This is a genomic window from Aquabacterium sp. A3 (genome assembly GCF_038069945.1).
GTDB lineage: Bacteria > Pseudomonadota > Gammaproteobacteria > Burkholderiales > Burkholderiaceae_C > Aquabacterium.
The window spans coordinates 1,371,481-1,387,189 of the sequence record NZ_JBBPEV010000001.1 but is presented as its reverse complement, the minus strand read 5'-3'; the positions used below and the strand labels follow the sequence as shown (position 1 = coordinate 1,387,189).

12 protein-coding genes are annotated in these 15,709 nt (G+C 68.0%); 4 read left to right on the top strand and 8 right to left on the bottom strand.

From position 1 onward, the window contains the following. The first annotated feature begins 151 nt into the window (after positions 1 to 151). The 3 genes from WNB94_RS06145 to trmL all read left to right on the top strand — a co-directional run bounded on the left by WNB94_RS06145 (position 152) and on the right by trmL (position 5,092). The gene (locus WNB94_RS06145; protein WP_341389097.1) at positions 152 to 2,863 is read left to right on the top strand and encodes an HAD-IC family P-type ATPase; all 2,712 of its coding nucleotides are present in this window, start codon (positions 152 to 154) and stop codon (positions 2,861 to 2,863) included. 106 nt (positions 2,864 to 2,969) lie between these two features. Beyond that, positions 2,970 to 4,613 carry an HDOD domain-containing protein gene (locus WNB94_RS06140; protein WP_341389096.1) on the top strand — a complete coding sequence of 548 codons (1,644 nt, stop codon included), beginning with the start codon at positions 2,970 to 2,972 and terminating at the stop codon, positions 4,611 to 4,613. Between the two features lie 8 nt (positions 4,614 to 4,621). After that, positions 4,622 to 5,092 carry a tRNA (uridine(34)/cytosine(34)/5-carboxymethylaminomethyluridine(34)-2'-O)-methyltransferase TrmL gene (gene trmL, locus WNB94_RS06135; protein ID WP_341389094.1) on the top strand — a complete coding sequence of 157 codons (471 nt, stop codon included), beginning with the start codon at positions 4,622 to 4,624 and terminating at the stop codon, positions 5,090 to 5,092. 23 nt (positions 5,093 to 5,115) lie between these two features. Here trmL and ppc read toward each other — a convergent pair whose 3' ends face one another. The 7 genes from ppc to WNB94_RS06100 form a co-directional block, all read right to left on the bottom strand. Beyond that, positions 5,116 to 7,968, bottom strand: a complete 2,853-nt coding sequence (ppc, locus tag WNB94_RS06130; RefSeq protein ID WP_341389093.1) for a phosphoenolpyruvate carboxylase — start codon at positions 7,966 to 7,968, stop codon at positions 5,116 to 5,118. A 37-nt stretch (positions 7,969 to 8,005) separates the two neighbouring features. Then, positions 8,006 to 8,656, bottom strand: a complete 651-nt coding sequence (locus tag WNB94_RS06125) for a bifunctional 4-hydroxy-2-oxoglutarate aldolase/2-dehydro-3-deoxy-phosphogluconate aldolase (RefSeq protein ID WP_341389092.1) — start codon at positions 8,654 to 8,656, stop codon at positions 8,006 to 8,008. Continuing rightward, entirely contained in the window at positions 8,653 to 10,485 is a 1,833-nt protein-coding gene (edd, locus tag WNB94_RS06120) for a phosphogluconate dehydratase (protein ID WP_341389090.1), read from the bottom strand. Before edd ends, WNB94_RS06125 begins: the two co-directional genes overlap by 4 nt. A gap of 79 nt (positions 10,486 to 10,564) precedes the next feature. Beyond that, positions 10,565 to 11,575, bottom strand: a complete 1,011-nt coding sequence (locus tag WNB94_RS06115; protein ID WP_341389088.1) for an NAD(P)H-dependent glycerol-3-phosphate dehydrogenase — start codon at positions 11,573 to 11,575, stop codon at positions 10,565 to 10,567. Positions 11,576 to 11,591: 16 nt separating this feature from the next. After that, complete coding sequence (secB, locus tag WNB94_RS06110) at positions 11,592 to 12,053, bottom strand: protein-export chaperone SecB (RefSeq protein ID WP_341389086.1); 462 nt, start codon at positions 12,051 to 12,053, stop codon at positions 11,592 to 11,594. 141 nt (positions 12,054 to 12,194) lie between these two features. Continuing rightward, positions 12,195 to 12,452, bottom strand: coding sequence for a glutaredoxin 3 (gene grxC, locus WNB94_RS06105; RefSeq protein ID WP_341389085.1), 258 nt, complete (start codon positions 12,450 to 12,452; stop codon positions 12,195 to 12,197). Positions 12,453 to 12,562: 110 nt separating this feature from the next. Next, positions 12,563 to 12,991 carry a rhodanese-like domain-containing protein gene (locus tag WNB94_RS06100; protein ID WP_341389084.1) on the bottom strand — a complete coding sequence of 143 codons (429 nt, stop codon included), beginning with the start codon at positions 12,989 to 12,991 and terminating at the stop codon, positions 12,563 to 12,565. Between the two features lie 123 nt (positions 12,992 to 13,114). Between WNB94_RS06100 and gpmA the strand changes: the two genes are divergently transcribed. Then, positions 13,115 to 13,858, top strand: coding sequence for a 2,3-diphosphoglycerate-dependent phosphoglycerate mutase (gene gpmA / locus WNB94_RS06095; RefSeq protein WP_341389083.1), 744 nt, complete (start codon positions 13,115 to 13,117; stop codon positions 13,856 to 13,858). Between the two features lie 33 nt (positions 13,859 to 13,891). Here the strand turns inward: gpmA and WNB94_RS06090 are convergent, their stop codons facing one another. Then, positions 13,892 to 15,547, bottom strand: a complete 1,656-nt coding sequence (locus WNB94_RS06090) for a GMC oxidoreductase (protein ID WP_341389081.1) — start codon at positions 15,545 to 15,547, stop codon at positions 13,892 to 13,894. Between the last annotated feature and the right edge of the window lie 162 nt (positions 15,548 to 15,709).

The following is a 15,709-nucleotide window of genomic DNA, read 5'->3' as shown; positions in this document are numbered from 1 at the left end:
GCTTCAGCGTGGTCACATCGTGCAATTCATGTCTCGGTTTGGCTGTCGGTGTTGGGCGCGAGTGCGCGTCGGCGAGGTCCTACAAGCTCTGGCGCTCACTGACTTGATGTGTCTCAAGTTTGTGAAACCGGTGGCTTGTTGTAATGCGCTCATGCACGACCCTGACCTGGCCACCACGTCCACGGCGCACCCGTGGCATGCCCTTGACACCGAGGCGGTGCTGGCCGCGTTGGCCACCGATGCCGAGGGCCTCACTGGCGTCGATGCTCAAGCCCGCTTGACGCGACACGGCCCCAATCGCCTGGCCGAAGCGCCGCTGGTGCCGGCCTGGCGGCGCTTGGTGGCCCAGTTCAACAACACCTTGCTGATGGTGTTGATGGGGGCGGCGGCCGTCACGGCCTGGATGGGCCACACGGTCGACACGGTGGCCATCCTGGCCGTGGTGGTGCTCAATGCCGTCATCGGTTTTGTGCAAGAAGGCAAGGCCGAGAAGGCGCTGGCGGCGATACGCCACCTGCTGGCCCCGCACGCCGTGGTGTTGCGCGACGGGCGGCCACACGATCTGGAGGCGGCCCACCTGGTGCCCGGCGACGTGGTGCTGCTGGCCTCGGGCGACAGCCTGCCGGCCGATGTGCGCCTGATCCAGGCACGCAACCTGCGGGTGGACGAGTCGGCGCTGACCGGCGAGTCGGTGCCGGTGGACAAGTCTTGCGCCGCAGTGGACCGGGCGGCGGCCCTGGGCGATCGCGTGGGCATGGCCTATGCAGGCACCCTGGTGACGCAGGGCCAGGCCCGTGCCGTGGTGGTGGCCACGGGCGGCCAGACTGAAATGGGGCGCATCGGCAAGCTCTTGCAGACGGTCGAGGGGGGCGCCACGCCGCTGTTGCGCAAGATGGAGGCCTTTGGCCGCACGCTCACGCTCACCATCATCGTGGTGGCCGCAGGCCTGTTTGCCTACGCCACGCTGCTGCGGCAGATGCCGGCCGCCGAGGTGTTCATGGCGGCCGTGGGCCTGGCGGTGGCGGCCATCCCCGAAGGCTTGCCGGCCATCCTCACCATCACCCTGGCCATCGGGGTGCAGCGCATGGCGGCGCGGCATGCGGTGATCCGTCGTTTGCCGGCGGTCGAGACGCTGGGCTCGGTCACCGTGATCTGCTCTGACAAGACCGGCACGCTCACGCGCAACGAGATGACGGTGCAGGCGGTGGTGTGTGATGGCCTGAGCGTGGCCGTGAGCGGTGCGGGTTATGCGCCCGAAGGGACGCTCACCGCCACGGGGCCGGCGGGCAGTGCTGCCCCCGCGCTGCGGGCCCTGCTGCAGGCTGCGGCCTTGTGCAACGACGCCAGCTTGCGTGACGACGCCGGGCAGTGGCGCCTGACGGGCGATCCCACCGAGGGCGCCTTGCTCACCCTGGCGATGAAGGGCGGCGTCATCCCGGTGACGGCGCAGATCGAGTGCCCCCGGGTGGAGGTGATTCCCTTCGAGTCGGCGCACCGCTACATGGCCACCTTGCATCACGACGCCCAAGGGGCCCAGGTGTGGCTCAAGGGCGCCCCCGAGCGTGTGCTGGCCATGTGCCAGCACCAGATGGCGCCCGATGGCACGCTGGTGCCGCTGACACCCGGCGTCTGGCAGGCCGCCATCGAGGCCCAGGCCCGGGCAGGGCGCCGTGTGCTGGCCCTGGCGGGCAAGCGCCTGCCGGCCCACACCATGGACTTGGACCACGCCCAGGTGGCCCAGTGCATGACCTTGCTGGGCCTGGTGGGCATCATCGACCCACCACGCGAGGAAGCGATGGCCGCCGTGGCGCGCTGCCGTCGCGCGGGCATCCGCGTCACCATGATCACGGGCGACCATGCCGTGACGGCCTCGGCCATCGCGGCGCAGCTGGGCATGGGTCAAGCCGATGAGTTGCAGGCCCTGACCGGCCCCGAGATCGAAGCGCTGGACGACGCGGCCTTGTGCGAGGTGGTGCACCGCACCCGGGTGTTTGCGCGCGCCAGTCCAGAGCACAAGCTGCGCCTGGTGCGCGCCCTGCAGGCCAATGGCGAAATCGTGGCCATGACGGGCGATGGCGTCAACGATGCGCCGGCACTCAAACAGGCCGACGTGGGCGTGGCCATGGGCCTCAAGGGTACCGAGGCGGCCAAACAGGCGGGGGCCATCGTGCTGGGCGATGACAACTTTGCGTCCATCGCCCACGCGGTGGAAGAGGGGCGCACGGTGTACGACAACCTGCGCAAGACGATCACCTTTTTGTTGCCCATCAATGGGGGCGAATCGTTGTCGTTGCTGGTGGCCATCGCTTTGGGTTGGAGCCTGCCCATCGCACCGGCGCAGGTGCTGTGGGTGAACATGGTCAGCTCGCTGGCCCTGGCCATGGTGCTGGCCTTTGAGCCCACCGAGGCCGATGTGATGCGTCGCCCCCCGCGACCCGTGGGCGAGCCGATGTTGTCGGGGTTCGTGGTCTGGCGGGTGCTGTTCGTGTCGGTGCTGTTCTTGCTGGGCATTTTCGGATTGCACGACTGGGCCCTGGCGCAAGGCCTGGGCGACGAGGCCGCCCGCACCGTGGCGGTCAACACCCTGGTGTGCATGGAGGTGTTTTACCTGTTCAGCGTGCGCTACCTGAAGGCAGGTTCCTTCACCCTGCAGGGCGTCAAGGGCACGCCCTTGGTGCTGGTGGCGGTGACGGCGGTGGTGGTGTTGCAGCTGTTCTTCACGTACACCCCGTTCATGCACGCCTTGTTTGGCAGCGCCGCCCTGCCGCTGCAGGCCCTGCCGGCCATCGTGGCCGCCGGTGTGGCCGTGTTCGTGGTGCTGGAGCTGGAGAAGTGGGTGCTGCGCCGTCACTCCGCACCCTGAGTTGTCCGCCATTCCCCGGTCTTTTCAGGCGGCTGTGTGGGCTGGTGCTGGTGCAAGATCGCCAAAGACATCATGATGTCAGACACACACCGCAGGGGTTCGCCACGTGACATCGTCCAGCCCGCACCATGTCAGTTTGTCCGAGCCTGAGGCACCCCCCCGTGCCGAGGGCGACCTGACCATCGATTACCTCTTGCGCCGCATGCGCTTCAAGAGCGACTTCCCCGCGCTGTCGGCGTCGGTGTCGCGGGTGCAGGCGCTGTCAGAGTCGGAAGACGACCGGCTGCAGGCCCTGTGCGACGAGATCCTCCAGGACGTGGCCCTGACCAACAAGCTGCTCAAGGTGGTCAACACGGCCCACTATCGGCGGGCAGGCGCCGACCCCATCAGCACGGTGTCGCGCGCGGTGCTGCTGCTGGGGGTGGGCGGGGTGCGCAACCTGGCCCTGTCGCTGATGCTGCTGGAGCACATGCCCGACCGCGATCACGCACGGCAGCTGAAGGTGGAGTTTTTGCAAACCGTGATGGCCGGCACGGTGGCCGGCGAGCTCAGTGGCAACGCCCGCGAAGCCGAGGAGGCCTTTCTGGGTACCCTGTTCAGGCAACTGGGGTGGCTGCTGGTGTCGTACTACCTGCCGGAGGATGCTGACCAGATCCGCGAGCGCTGTGGCGCCAGTGAAGGCCTGACCCCGTCGCCTGCGGCGCTGGCGCAGGCCGCCCGAGAGGTGCTGGGCGTGAGCCTGGACGATCTGGCCGACCACGTGGCCGCCGCCTGGGGCCTGCCCGACGGGCTGCGCGCCTGCATGCGCACGCCGCAGGGCTTGGTGCCGGCGGTGTCGCTGGCCGCCCGCCCCGAGCGCCTGTGGTGGCTGGCCAGCCTGAGCCATCAGGCCGCCCACACCTTGATGCACACCGACGCGGCCGAGATGGGCGAGGCACTCAACCAGCTCACCCAGCCCTATGTGAAGGCCCTGGCCGTGTCGCCCCCGGTGCTGCGCGATGCCCTGGGCCGGGCCAGCCAGCGCCTGAAAGACCTCACGGCCGCGCTGAACATGCAACTGCCCGGCGGCCCGCAGGTGGAGCGCTTGCTGGAAACCTTCTACGTGGACGCGCCCAATGCGGGCGACACCAGCGGCCCCTCGCCTGAGGCGCTGGGGCTCGACAGCGAGCCCGGTGTGCTGGTGCAGGATTCGCCCCTGCCGGCGCACGACGCCGCCAGCGTGCTGACCAGTGGCATCCAGGACATCGCCAACACCCTGGTCGAGTCGTTCAAGCTCAACGACGTGCTGCAGATGGTGATGGAGATCATGTGGCGCGCCCTGGACTGCCGCCGCGTGGTGTTTTGCTTGCGTGATCCGCGCAGCGGCGCCCTGCAGGGGCGTCTGGCCCTGGGCGAGGGCGGCGAGGCGGTCAAGTCGGTGTTCAAGGTGCCGCTGGCGGTGCCACCGGGGCAGCAGCCCGACTTGTTCACCGCGGTGGCCCTGCGTCAGGCCGACACCTTGATCGCCGATGCGGCCGCCCCCAACATCGTCAACCGGTTGCCGGCGTGGTTCCGCGACCAGGTGCAGGCGCCCACCTTCTTGCTGTTGCCCCTGGTGCTCAAGCGGGCAGGGCAGGCCGATGTGGTCATTGGCATGCTGTATGCCGACAAGGGCCAGACCCACAGCCTGCAGTTGGGCGAGCGAGAGCTGTCCTTGTTGCACACCTTGCGCAACCAGGCCGTGATGGCCTTCAAGCAGACCGTCACATAATCGCGGGCATGTTCCGCATCGTTTTGGTTGAACCCGAGATCCCGCCCAACACGGGCAACGTCATCCGCCTGGCGGCCAACACCGGCTGCGAGCTGCATCTGGTTGAGCCCCTGGGTTTTTCGATGGACGACAAACTGCTGCGCCGCGCAGGGCTGGATTACCACGAGTACGCCCCGGTGCGCCGGCACGCCGACTGGACGGCCTTCATCGAGACCGTGCAGCCCGACCCCGCGCGCATGTTCGCCTTCACCACCCATGGCAGCCAACCCTTCGCGCAGGTGGCCTGGCAGCCGGGCGACTGGCTGGTGTTTGGCTGTGAAACCCGGGGCCTGGCCCCCGAGCTGCGTGAGCGTTTTCCCACCAGCCAGCGCGTGCGCCTGCCCATGCTGCCCGGCCAGCGCAGCCTGAACCTGAGCAACGCCGTGGCCGTGACGGTGTTCGAGGCCTGGCGGCAAAACGGCTATGCGGGCGGCGCCTGAGCGCCGCTGACTGCCGTGGCCACTCAACCCGTGTTGCGCAGGGCCGAGGCCACCCCGTTGATCGACAAGTGGATGCCCCGGCGCAGGCGCTGCCCGGGCGCATCGGCATACACGCCTTCGGCCTGTGCCGCCGGTGCGGTGTCCAGGGGTGGGGCCTTGCGGTGTCGGCGCATCAGCTCCACCTGCAGGTGGTTGAGCGGGTCCACATAGGGGAAGCGGAAGGCCAGCGTGGCGGCCAGCTCGGGCTGCGTGGCCAGGCGTGCTTTGGTGCCGGTCAGCAGGTTCAGCATCTCGTTGGTGCGCTGCCATTCGGCCTCGATGGCCGCGAAGATGCGCTTGCCCAGGCGCTTGTCCTCCACCAGGCTCACGTAGCGGGCGGCAATGCCCAGATCGCTCTTGGCCAGCACCATGTCCATGTTCGACAGCAGCGTGCTGAAAAACGGCCAGCGCTTGGCCATGCGCTGCAGTCGTTTGAGCTGCACCTCACGCGTGCTGCCGGGTTGCTGCAGGTAGGCCTCGATGGCCGAACCCAGGCCGAACCAGCCGGGCAGCGCCACGCGGCATTGCCCCCATGAAAAGCCCCAGGGAATGGCGCGCAGGTCTTCGATGCGGCGGGTGGACTTGCGCGAGGCGGGGCGTGAGCCGATGTTGAGCTCGGCGATTTCGCGAATGGGCGTGGCCGCGAAGAAATAGTCGGCAAAGCCCGGCGTGCGGTAGACCAGATCCTGGTAGGCCTGCATATTGGCCTGCGAGAGGAAATCAGCCGCCTCGATGAAGTCTTTCGGCACGGGGCGCTCGGGCGCCAGCAGGCTGGCCTCCAGCGTGGCGGCCACCAGGGTCTCCAGGTGGCGTCGGCCCACCTCGGGGTTGGCGTACTTGGAGGCGATCACCTCACCCTGTTCGGTGAGCCGGATCTGGCCATTCACGGTGCCCGGGGGCTGCGCCAGGATGGCCTGGTACGACGGCCCACCGCCACGCCCCACGGTGCCGCCCCGGCCATGGAACAGGCGCAGGCGGATGTCGTGGCGCTGGCGCAGCGCCTGAAAGTGCGCCACCAGGGCCACCTCGGCGCGGTACAGCTCCCAGTTGCTGGTGAAGAAGCCGCCATCCTTGTTGCTGTCGCTGTAGCCCAGCATGATGTCTTGCTCGCCGCCCGAGCGCTCGATCAGCTCGGCCACGCCGGGCAGCTCCAGGTAGGCACCGATGATGGGCGTGGCGTTGCGCAGGTCGGCAATCGTCTCGAACAGGGGCGAGACGATCAGGTCCAACTGCGCTTGGGGATGGCCCAGGGTGCCGCGCAGCAGCCCGCATTCCTTCTGCAGCAGCAACACCTCCAGCAGGTCGCTGACGGTTTCGGTGTGGCTGATGATGTAGTGCTTCAGGGCCTGTGGGCCATAGCGCCGGCGGGCCTCGGCCGCGGCCTCGAAGATCGCCAGCTCTTTGAGGGCCAGCTCGCTGTACGGGGCGCCGGGCACCCGCAGCGGGCGGGGCTCGCGCAGCAGGCGCAGCAGCACGGCCTGGCGGCCGTCTTCGTCCAGCGCGGCGTAGTCTTCCAGGCCCGCGTGCTGCAGCAGCTCGGCCACCACCAGCTCGTGCTGGTCGGAGCTTTGCCGCAAGTCCAGCGTGGCCAGGTGAAAGCCGAACACCTGCACGGCCCGCATCAGCGGCCGCACATGCAGGTCGGCCAGCGTGGCCGCGTGGTGGCTGCGCAGCGAGGCGTCCACGGTGCGCAAATCGGCCAGGAAGGCGTCGGCATCGGGGTAGGGTGTGGAGGGCGCCACCGCATGGCGCAGGGCCTCTTCGCCCGACAGCTGCCGCAGCGTGGCCGCCAGCCGCGCGTACACGCCGGTCAGGGCGCGGCGGTAGGGCTCATCGGCGCGGTGCGGGTTGTGGTCGGGCGATCGTTCGGTCAGGGCCTGCATCTCGGGCGACACGCCCACCAGCAGGCCGGACATCGACAGCTCGGCACCCAGTTCGTGCACCTTCAGCAGGTAGTGGCGCAAGGCCACCTCGGCCTGTCGGCCCAGGGCCAGGCGCAGGGTGTCGGCCGTCACGAAGGGGTTGCCGTCGCGGTCGCCGCCAATCCAGTGGCCCATGCGCAAGAACGATGCGATGTCCAGCCCGGGCAGGGCGGCCTCCACTTGCGCGTACAGCTTCGGGATCTCCGTGAGGAAGGTGCTGGGGTAGTAGCTCAGCACGTTTTCGATCTCGTCGGCCACCGTCAGCTTGGTGTAGCGCAGCATGCGCGTTTGCCACAGCTGGGTGATGCGGGCGCGCAGGGCCTGGTCCACCTCGGCCACGCGGGTCTCGTCGGCCTGCGCCGTGGCCTGGTGGCGTTGCGACAGCAGCGCACCGATGTGCCGCTCGGCATCGAGGATGGACTTGCGCTGCACCTCGGTGGGGTGGGCGGTCAGCACGGGCGACAGGTAGGCCTGCGACAGCAGGGCCGCGATGTCTTCGCTGCTGTGACCGGCCTCGGTCAGGCGGTGCAGGCTGTGCGCCAGGGTGCCTGGTGTCGGTGTGGATGCCGGTGGCAGGGCGCGTGCGGGCTTGAGCGCCTGCCGGTCTTCGGCGATATTGGCCAGGTGCGAGAAGTAGCTGAAGGCCCGGATGACGGACACCGCGCGGTCGGACGACAGCCCTTTGAGCAGTTTGTCGAGGTCTTTGCCCGCGCTGGCGTCACGCTTGCCCCGGTAGGCCACGGCCAATTGGCGGATGCGCTCGATGAGTTCGAAAGCGTCACGGCCTTCTTGCTCTCGGATGACCTCACCCAGGATGCGCCCCAGGTGGCGGATGTCGGGCAGCAAGGTGCTGCCGTGGGTGGATGGGGTGGTGGCGCTCGTGGCGCGTTGTCGGGGCGATCGGGTGGATGGCATGGACAGGGGCGTGAGGTGATTCGGGGGCCAGCGGTGCTCAGCCTGATGGGCCAAGCAAGTTCTGCGCGCACCGGGTGGCCTGTTGCGCGCGCTGTGTGATCAGCGCCCAGCGACCGGCTTCGATGTCGGCCAGCGGTGCCAGCCACGAGCCGCCCACCATGGCCACGTTGGGCAGGGCCAGCAGCTCGGTGAAGCTGGTCTCGCTCACCCCGCCCGTGGGGCAAAAGCGCACATCGGGCACCGGGGCGGCCAGGGCCTTGAGCATGCCCAGGCCACCAGCCTGTTGGGCCGGAAACAGCTTCATCAGGCGGAAGCCCCGATCCCGGCAGCCCAGCACCTCGCTGGGGGTCATCACGCCAGGCACGAAGGGCAGGCCTTGGTTCACCACCTCGTCGAGCAGGGCATCGGTGTGGCCAGGCGACAGGCCAAAGCGGGCGCCCGCCCGCATCACGCGCTCGACGTCGGCCGCCTGAAGCAGGGTGCCCGCCCCCAGGGCCATGTCGGGCACCTCGGCGGCCACGTTCGCGATGGCGTCCAGGGCACAGGGGTGGCGCAGCGTGATCTCGATGACGTCGATGCCGCCCGCTAGCAGGGCTCGGGCCAGGGGTACGGCCTGATCGGCATGGCTCAGCGCCACGACGGGCACCACGCGGCTGTGAAATGGAGGCAAGGGAAACGGTGTGCTCATGGGGCGTCGGGGGTGTGCAAGGCGGGGCCCCACAGCGGGCTGCCGCCCGATTCTGCGCTGCCCGCCGCGTGGCGGAACAGGCCGAACAGCTCGCGGCCCGTGCCATGGTGGTGGTGCGCCAGCTGGGGCACCACGGGCGTGCGCGCAGCCCATTCGGCGTCGGGCACGTCCACGTGCAGGTCACCCGTGGTGCCGTCGAGCACCACGGTGTCTCCGGTGCGGATGCGGGCGATCGGGCCGTTGTCCAGGGCCTCGGGGCTGAGGTGGATGGCGGCAGGCACCTTGCCTGACGCGCCCGACATGCGCCCATCGGTGACCAAGGCCACCTTGAACCCTTTGTCTTGCAGCACGCCCAGCACGGGGGTGAGTTTGTGCAGCTCGGGCATGCCGTTGGCACGCGGGCCCTGGCCCGTGAGCACGGCCACGAAGTCGCGCTCCAGCTCGCCGCGCTGGAAGGCGTCCTGCACCGCTTGCTGGTCGTGAAAGACGATGGCCGGCGCGCGCACCACGCGGTGTTCGGGCTTCACGGCCGACACCTTGATGATGCCGCGCCCCAGGTTGCCCCGCATGAGCTTGAGCCCGCCATCGGCGCTGAAGGGCTCGCTCACAGGGCGCAGCACGGCCAGGTCGCCGCTGGTGGCCGGCGCCGGGCGCCAGGCCAGTTGGCCGTCATTCAACCAAGGCTCTTGCGTGTAGGCCGCCAGGCCCTCACCCATCACCGTCTTCACATCCAGGTGCAGCAGGCCGGCCTGCGCCAGCTCGCGCATCAGAAAGCCCATGCCGCCGGCTGCGTGGAAGTGGTTCACATCGGCCGTGCCATTGGGGTAGATGCGCGTGAGCAGGGGCACCACGGCCGACAGGTCCGAGAAATCATCCCAATCGATCAGCACACCGGCCGCACGCGCCATGGCCACCAGGTGGATGGTGTGGTTGGTGGAGCCACCGGTGGCCAGCAGGCCCACGATGCCATTGACCACGGCGCGCTCGTCAACGATGTCGGCCAGGCGCACCGGGTGCTGGAGCACCTGCTGCACCGCCGCGGCCGTGAGCGCCTCGCGCAAGGGCGTGCCCGGGTTCACGAAGGACGAGCCCGGCAGGTGCAGGCCCATGATCTCCATGAGCATCTGGTTGGAGTTGGCCGTGCCATAGAAGGTGCAGGTGCCCGCCGAATGGTAGGACGAGGCTTCGGCCTCCAGCAGGGCCTCGCGGCTCACCAGGCCTTGCGCATGCTGCTGGCGCACCTTGGCTTTCTGGTCGTTGGCCAGGCCCGAGGTCATGGGGCCGGCGGGCACGAATGCCGAGCCCAGATGCCCAAAGCGCAGCGCGCCCATCAGCAGGCCCGGCACGATCTTGTCGCACACGCCCAGGTACAGGGCGGCATCGAAGGTGTTGTGCGACAGGGCCACGGCGGTGGACAGGGCGATCACATCGCGCGAGAACAGCGACAGCTCCATGCCGTCGGCCCCCTGGGTGATGCCATCGCACATGGCGGGCACGCCGCCAGCCACCTGGGCCACACCGCCTTGCTCGCGCGCCACCCGCTTGATCAGCTCGGGGTAGCTGGCGTAAGGCTGGTGAGCCGACAGCATGTCGTTGTAGGCCGTGACGATGCCGATGTTGGGCACCTTGGCCTCGCGGATGGCGAGCTTGTCGTTGGTGGGCAGGGCCGCGAAGGTGTGGGCCAGGTTGGCGCAGCCCATGCCCTGGCGCTGGGTGCCCGCCTTGCTGGCGCGGTTGACCAGTGCGAGGTAGTCGGCGCGGGTGTCTGCGCTGCGTTGCTGGATGCGTTCGGTGACGCGGACTAGAACGGGATGCAGGGGGGCTGTCATGCGCGAGGTGGGGCTTCAGACACCCCACAGTGTGCGCGCATTGGCGTGCTTTGTCTGCAGCGTGGACGTGACGCTGCGCTCAGTGACTTGCAGAATCGAGGGGCAACTCCGGCTTGGCCTCTCGGGCCATCAGCAGTTGCACCGCATCAGCCGGGGTCAGCCGGCCTTCGATCACCTCCACCACCGCGTTGGTGATGGGCATGTCCACCCCCAGCGAGCGGGCGCGTTCGCGCACGGTGGCGGCGCTGTACACGCCTTCGGCCACATGCCCCAGCTCGCGCAGGATGTCGTCCAGCGTCTTGCCTTCGGCCAGTTTGAGGCCCACCGTGCGGTTGCGCGAGAGGTTGCCGGTGGCCGTGAGCACCAGGTCGCCCAGGCCAGACAGGCCCATGAAGGTTTCGGTCTGGGCACCCAGGGCCACACCCAGGCGCGTCATCTCGGCCAGGCCACGGGTGATGAGGGCTGCGCGGGCGTTCAGGCCCAACGCCAGCCCATCGGCGATGCCGGTGGCGATCGCCAGCACGTTCTTGACGGCGCCACCCACCTCCACACCCACCGGGTCGGTCGAGGTGTACACGCGCACGCTGTCGCTGTGGAAATACGCCACGGCCTGATCGGCCAGGGCCGGGTCGTTGGTGGCCGCCACCAGCGCCGTGGGTTGGCCCAGGGCCACTTCCTTGGCAAAGCTGGGGCCGGACAGCACACCATGGCGGCCCCGGGGGCGCAGCGTCTGGGCAATTTCGTGGCCCAGGCGCCCGGTGCCTTTTTCAAAGCCCTTGCACAGCCACAGCACGGGCAACTCGTCGGGCAGGGCCTTGAGCATGCCGTCCAGCGCGGCCATGGGCGTGCCGATGATGACCAGCCCCCCATCGCCCCGCGCCTTGCGCACGGCGGCGTCCAGGTCGGCCGTCAGTTGCAGGCTGTCGGGCAGCGGGGCGTCGGGCAGGTAGCGGCCGTTGACACGCTGGGCTTGCATCTGGGCAATCTGGGCGCTGTCGCGCCCCCACAGCCAGACGTCAGTGTTGTAGCGTGCTGCGCTGATGGCCAGGGCTGTGCCCCAGGCGCCCGCGCCGAGGATGGTGACCGCCATGCCGTGCGTGACGCCCTCAGGCCTGGGCTTGGCCGTTGGCGGCAGCGGCTTGAGCCAGCTGGGCCTCGTACATGGCCTGGAAGTTCACTTCCGTCAGGTGCACGGCGGGGAAGCCGGTGCGGTTGAGCACGTCGGCCACGGTGGCGCGCAGGTAGGGGTAGACGATCTGCGGGCAGGCGATGGCGATGATGGGCTGCATCTGCTCTTGAGGCACGTTCTTGATCTCGAACAGGCCCGATTGCTTGGCTTCGACCAGGAACAGCACCTTGTCGTTGATCTTGGCCGTCACGGTGGCCGTCACGGTCACTTCGTAAACGGTTTCCAGCACGGGCTCGGCGTGCAGGTTCAATTGCACGTCGATCTGGGGCTGACCTTGTTCCAGCAGGATCTTGGGCGCGTTGGGCATCTCCAGCGAGAGGTCCTTCAGGTAGATGCGCTGGATGGCAAAGCTGGGCTGGTTGTTGTCTTGATCGCTCATGAGATGTCCTGTTAATGGCAAGGGTGCGGCACAAGGCGCCCACCGGTGACCCATTATGGCCCAGCCCTGTGACACTGCCTGGGCAGGCGTGTCAGGTTTTGGCGCCCATTTGAGCGTGTGCGCACCAGGCGCAGCGTCGCGTCAGGCCTGCAGCAAGGGCAGCAGGCCACCCTTTTGGTCGAGGGCGATCAGGTCATCGCAGCCGCCCACGTGGGTGTCGCCGATGAAAATCTGAGGCACGGTGCGTCGGCCGGTGATGGCCATCATGTGGTCCCGCTGGGCCGGGTCGAGGTCGATGCGGATTTCTTCGATGGTGTCCACCCCCCGTTGCTTGAGCAGGGACTTGGCCCGCATGCAGTAGGGGCAGACCAGGGTGGTGTACATCTTGACGGCTGGCATGGCGGCTTTCTCACGCGCGCCCAGTGGGGGCGCTGGGTTCACAAAGTCTTAACATTGTGGCGTGTTCAGGATGCCTGAGATCGCTGTGGGGCCAAGCCGGGCCTCGACGCTCAGGCCTTGGCCTGACTGCGCTCCACGGGCATTTGGGCTTCGCGCCAGCTCTTCATGCCGCCTTGCAGCACCTGGGCGTTGTCGTAGCCCAGCTTCTTGAGTTGCGCGGCGGCGCGGCCCGCCCGCATGCCACTGGCGCACACCACGATCAGCGGTGTCTGTTTGTTGCCTGGCAGGCCCTTGGCCTCGCCAATCTGCGCCAGGGGGATGTTTTTCGAGCCTGGCACATGGCCGGCCGCGAACTCGGCGGGCTCGCACACGTCGATGACCTGGGCCTTTTCCTTGTTCATCATCTGCACGGCCAGGGTGGGCGTCAGGCCACCACCGCCGCCCTCGCGAATCTGTTGCCACAAGAGCAGGCCCCCCGAGCTGGCGGCGGCCAGGATCCAGATCCAGTTGTCAACGAAGAAATTCGGCGTGGCACTCATGCGGGGGCTTTCAGCAGCCAGTGGCTGGTTTCAGGGCGTCAGGGGGCATCGGGAACAGGCCGGGATTATAGAATCCCGGGTTTCCATCTCTTCATCCCACTCTTCAAAGAGAGGCCCGATCTCATGTACAAGCTCGTGCTGATCCGCCACGGCGAATCGACCTGGAACCTGGAAAACCGCTTCACCGGCTGGACCGATGTGGAGCTGACGCCCACCGGTATCTCGCAAGCCATGGCCGCCGGCAAGCTGCTCAAGGCCGAGGGCTACGAGTTCGATGTGGCCTACACCTCGGTGCTCAAGCGCGCCATCCACACCCTGAACTACGCGCTGGACGAGATGGACCGCACCTGGCTGCCCGTGGTCAAGGACTGGCGCCTGAACGAGCGCCACTACGGTGGTCTGCAGGGGCTGAACAAGGCCGACATGGCCAAGCAGTATGGCGATGAGCAGGTGCTGGTCTGGCGCCGCAGCTATGACACGCCGCCGCCCGCGCTGGAAGCCAACGACCCGCGCGGCCAGCGTCAAGACCTGCGTTACGCCAAGCTCAACCCTGAACAGGTGCCGCTGACCGAGTGCCTGAAGGACACCGTGGCGCGCGTGGTGCCCTACTGGAATGAGGTGCTGGCCCCCGCAATCAAGGGTGGCCAGCGCATCCTGATCGCCGCGCACGGCAACTCCATCCGCGCCCTGATCAAGTACCTGGACAACATCGGCGACAACGACATCGTGGGTGTGAACATCCCCAACGGCATCCCCCTGGTGTACGAACTGGACGCCGATCTCAAGCCCATCAAGCACTACTACCTGGGCGACGCCGAAGCCGCTGCCAAGGCCGCGGCTGCCGTGGCCAGCCAGGGCAAGGCTTGAACAGTGGGTGGTCGGCCCCCGAGGCCGACCGGCTCACCGGATCGCGTCGTGCCCCAGGATGTGGTGCATGTTGCGCTCGGCCAGGGCCGTGATGGTCACGAAGGGGTTGACGCCCACGCTGCCGGGGATGAGCGATCCATCGGTCACATACAGGCCAGGGTGGTTGCGCACCCGGCCGTGAAGGTCGGTGGCCTGGCCCAGCAGGCAGCCCCCCAGCGGGTGGTAGGTGAAGTCATCGGCCACGATGCGTCCGCCACCGAACAGATCGGTTCGGTACACGGTGGCTTCGCGCCGGTTGATGGTGTCCAGCAGGCCGCGCAGGGCCTGCACACTGGGCGTGTTCTGTGAGCGTTGCCAATCCAGGCTGACCTGGCCGGTGCTGCTGTTGTAGCGAAAGCTGGCGCGCTCGGGGTTGCGGGTCACGCCCAGGTACATGCTCACCCAGTTCTCGAAGCCCGTGGGCAGCGGCGTGATTTCGGCAAAGATGGGCCGTGTCGGGTGAGCCCAGTCGTCGATGCCCATGAGTGGCATCGTGCTTTGCAGCGATCCGGTGGGATGCCAGACGTGGTTCGCGCGGGCGGCCATCACGTTGCCGTTGTGCCCCCAGCCCTGGCCCACAGCGCCGGGCAGTCGTGGCAGATCACCGCTGTCACGGGCTCGCACCAGCAGTTCGCTCGTGCCGATGCTGCCCGCCCCCAGGAACAGGCTGCCGCAGCTGACCTGAACTTCGTCGATCACGGCACCGTGCTCGTCGATCTGCCGCACGTCCAACAGGTAGTCACCGTTGGGTTCTTGCCGGATGCGACGGACCTCGTGAAGGCAGTAAATGCTCACGCGCCCGGTGGCCACGGCGTCGGCCAGGTAGGTCTTGTCCAGGCTGCGTTTGCCGTGGTGGTTGCCGTAGATCACCTCCTGGTCCAGGGCCGAGCGTGGCACCTCGCCGCGTTCTTCGCGGGCCAGGTAGTCCAGGTCGTAGACCGAGGGCACGAACATGGTCTTGAAGCCAGACCGGTGCGCCTGGTCTCGCGCCACGCGGGCGTAACGCTGCGAGCGGGCAGATTCAAACCAGGTGGGATTGACCTGCCCCACGCCCAGGGTGCGGTTGGCCAGCGGGAACCAGCGCGCGTACATGTCCGAGGCACTGACCTCGGGCAAGATGGTTTCGAAATAATCGCGGCGAGGGGTCACGGCCATGCTGCCATTGACCACCGAACCGCCGCCCACCCCCCGGCCCAGGTACACGCTGATGCCGGGGTAATTCACCCGGTCCAGCACGCCGGCATAACGAGGGATCTTGCGGTTGATCACGTCCAGCCACAAGAAGCTGCTCAAGGGTGCCTCGGTACGGTCTTTGAACCACATCGCCCGCCCGTCTGGCGAGAGGGTCTTGGCAAAGATGCGACCGTCGCTGCCGGCCTGGGTCCACAGGCGGCCCATTTCCAGGATCACCACCGGGGTGCCCGCCTCGGCCAGGCGCAGCGCGGCGACCGCCGAGCCATAGCCTGAGCCCACCACGATGGCAGGCACGCGCCCCAGGGTGCCCAGCGAGGCCGCAGGGGCGGCCGCTCGTGGGTCGAGCCGTTCGCCGCGGTTCAGTGTCTGGGCGCCAGCCTTGAAGGCGGGCAGCGCGGCCAGGGCAGCGGCCTGCAAAACAGTCTGGCCCATGAAGCGTCGGCGGGAGGTGTGCATGATGAAGCGGTGCCTGAGTGACCACGAAGGGCGGGTCTGTTGATTGAAGCCCTTTCTGGCACTGACGGGATGGGACATTGACTTGCAGTTGGGGACAAACCTTTGCCTCCATTGACTTGGGTGGGGTGGGGCCGCTGAGGGATTACCCGTTTCATGTCGTTG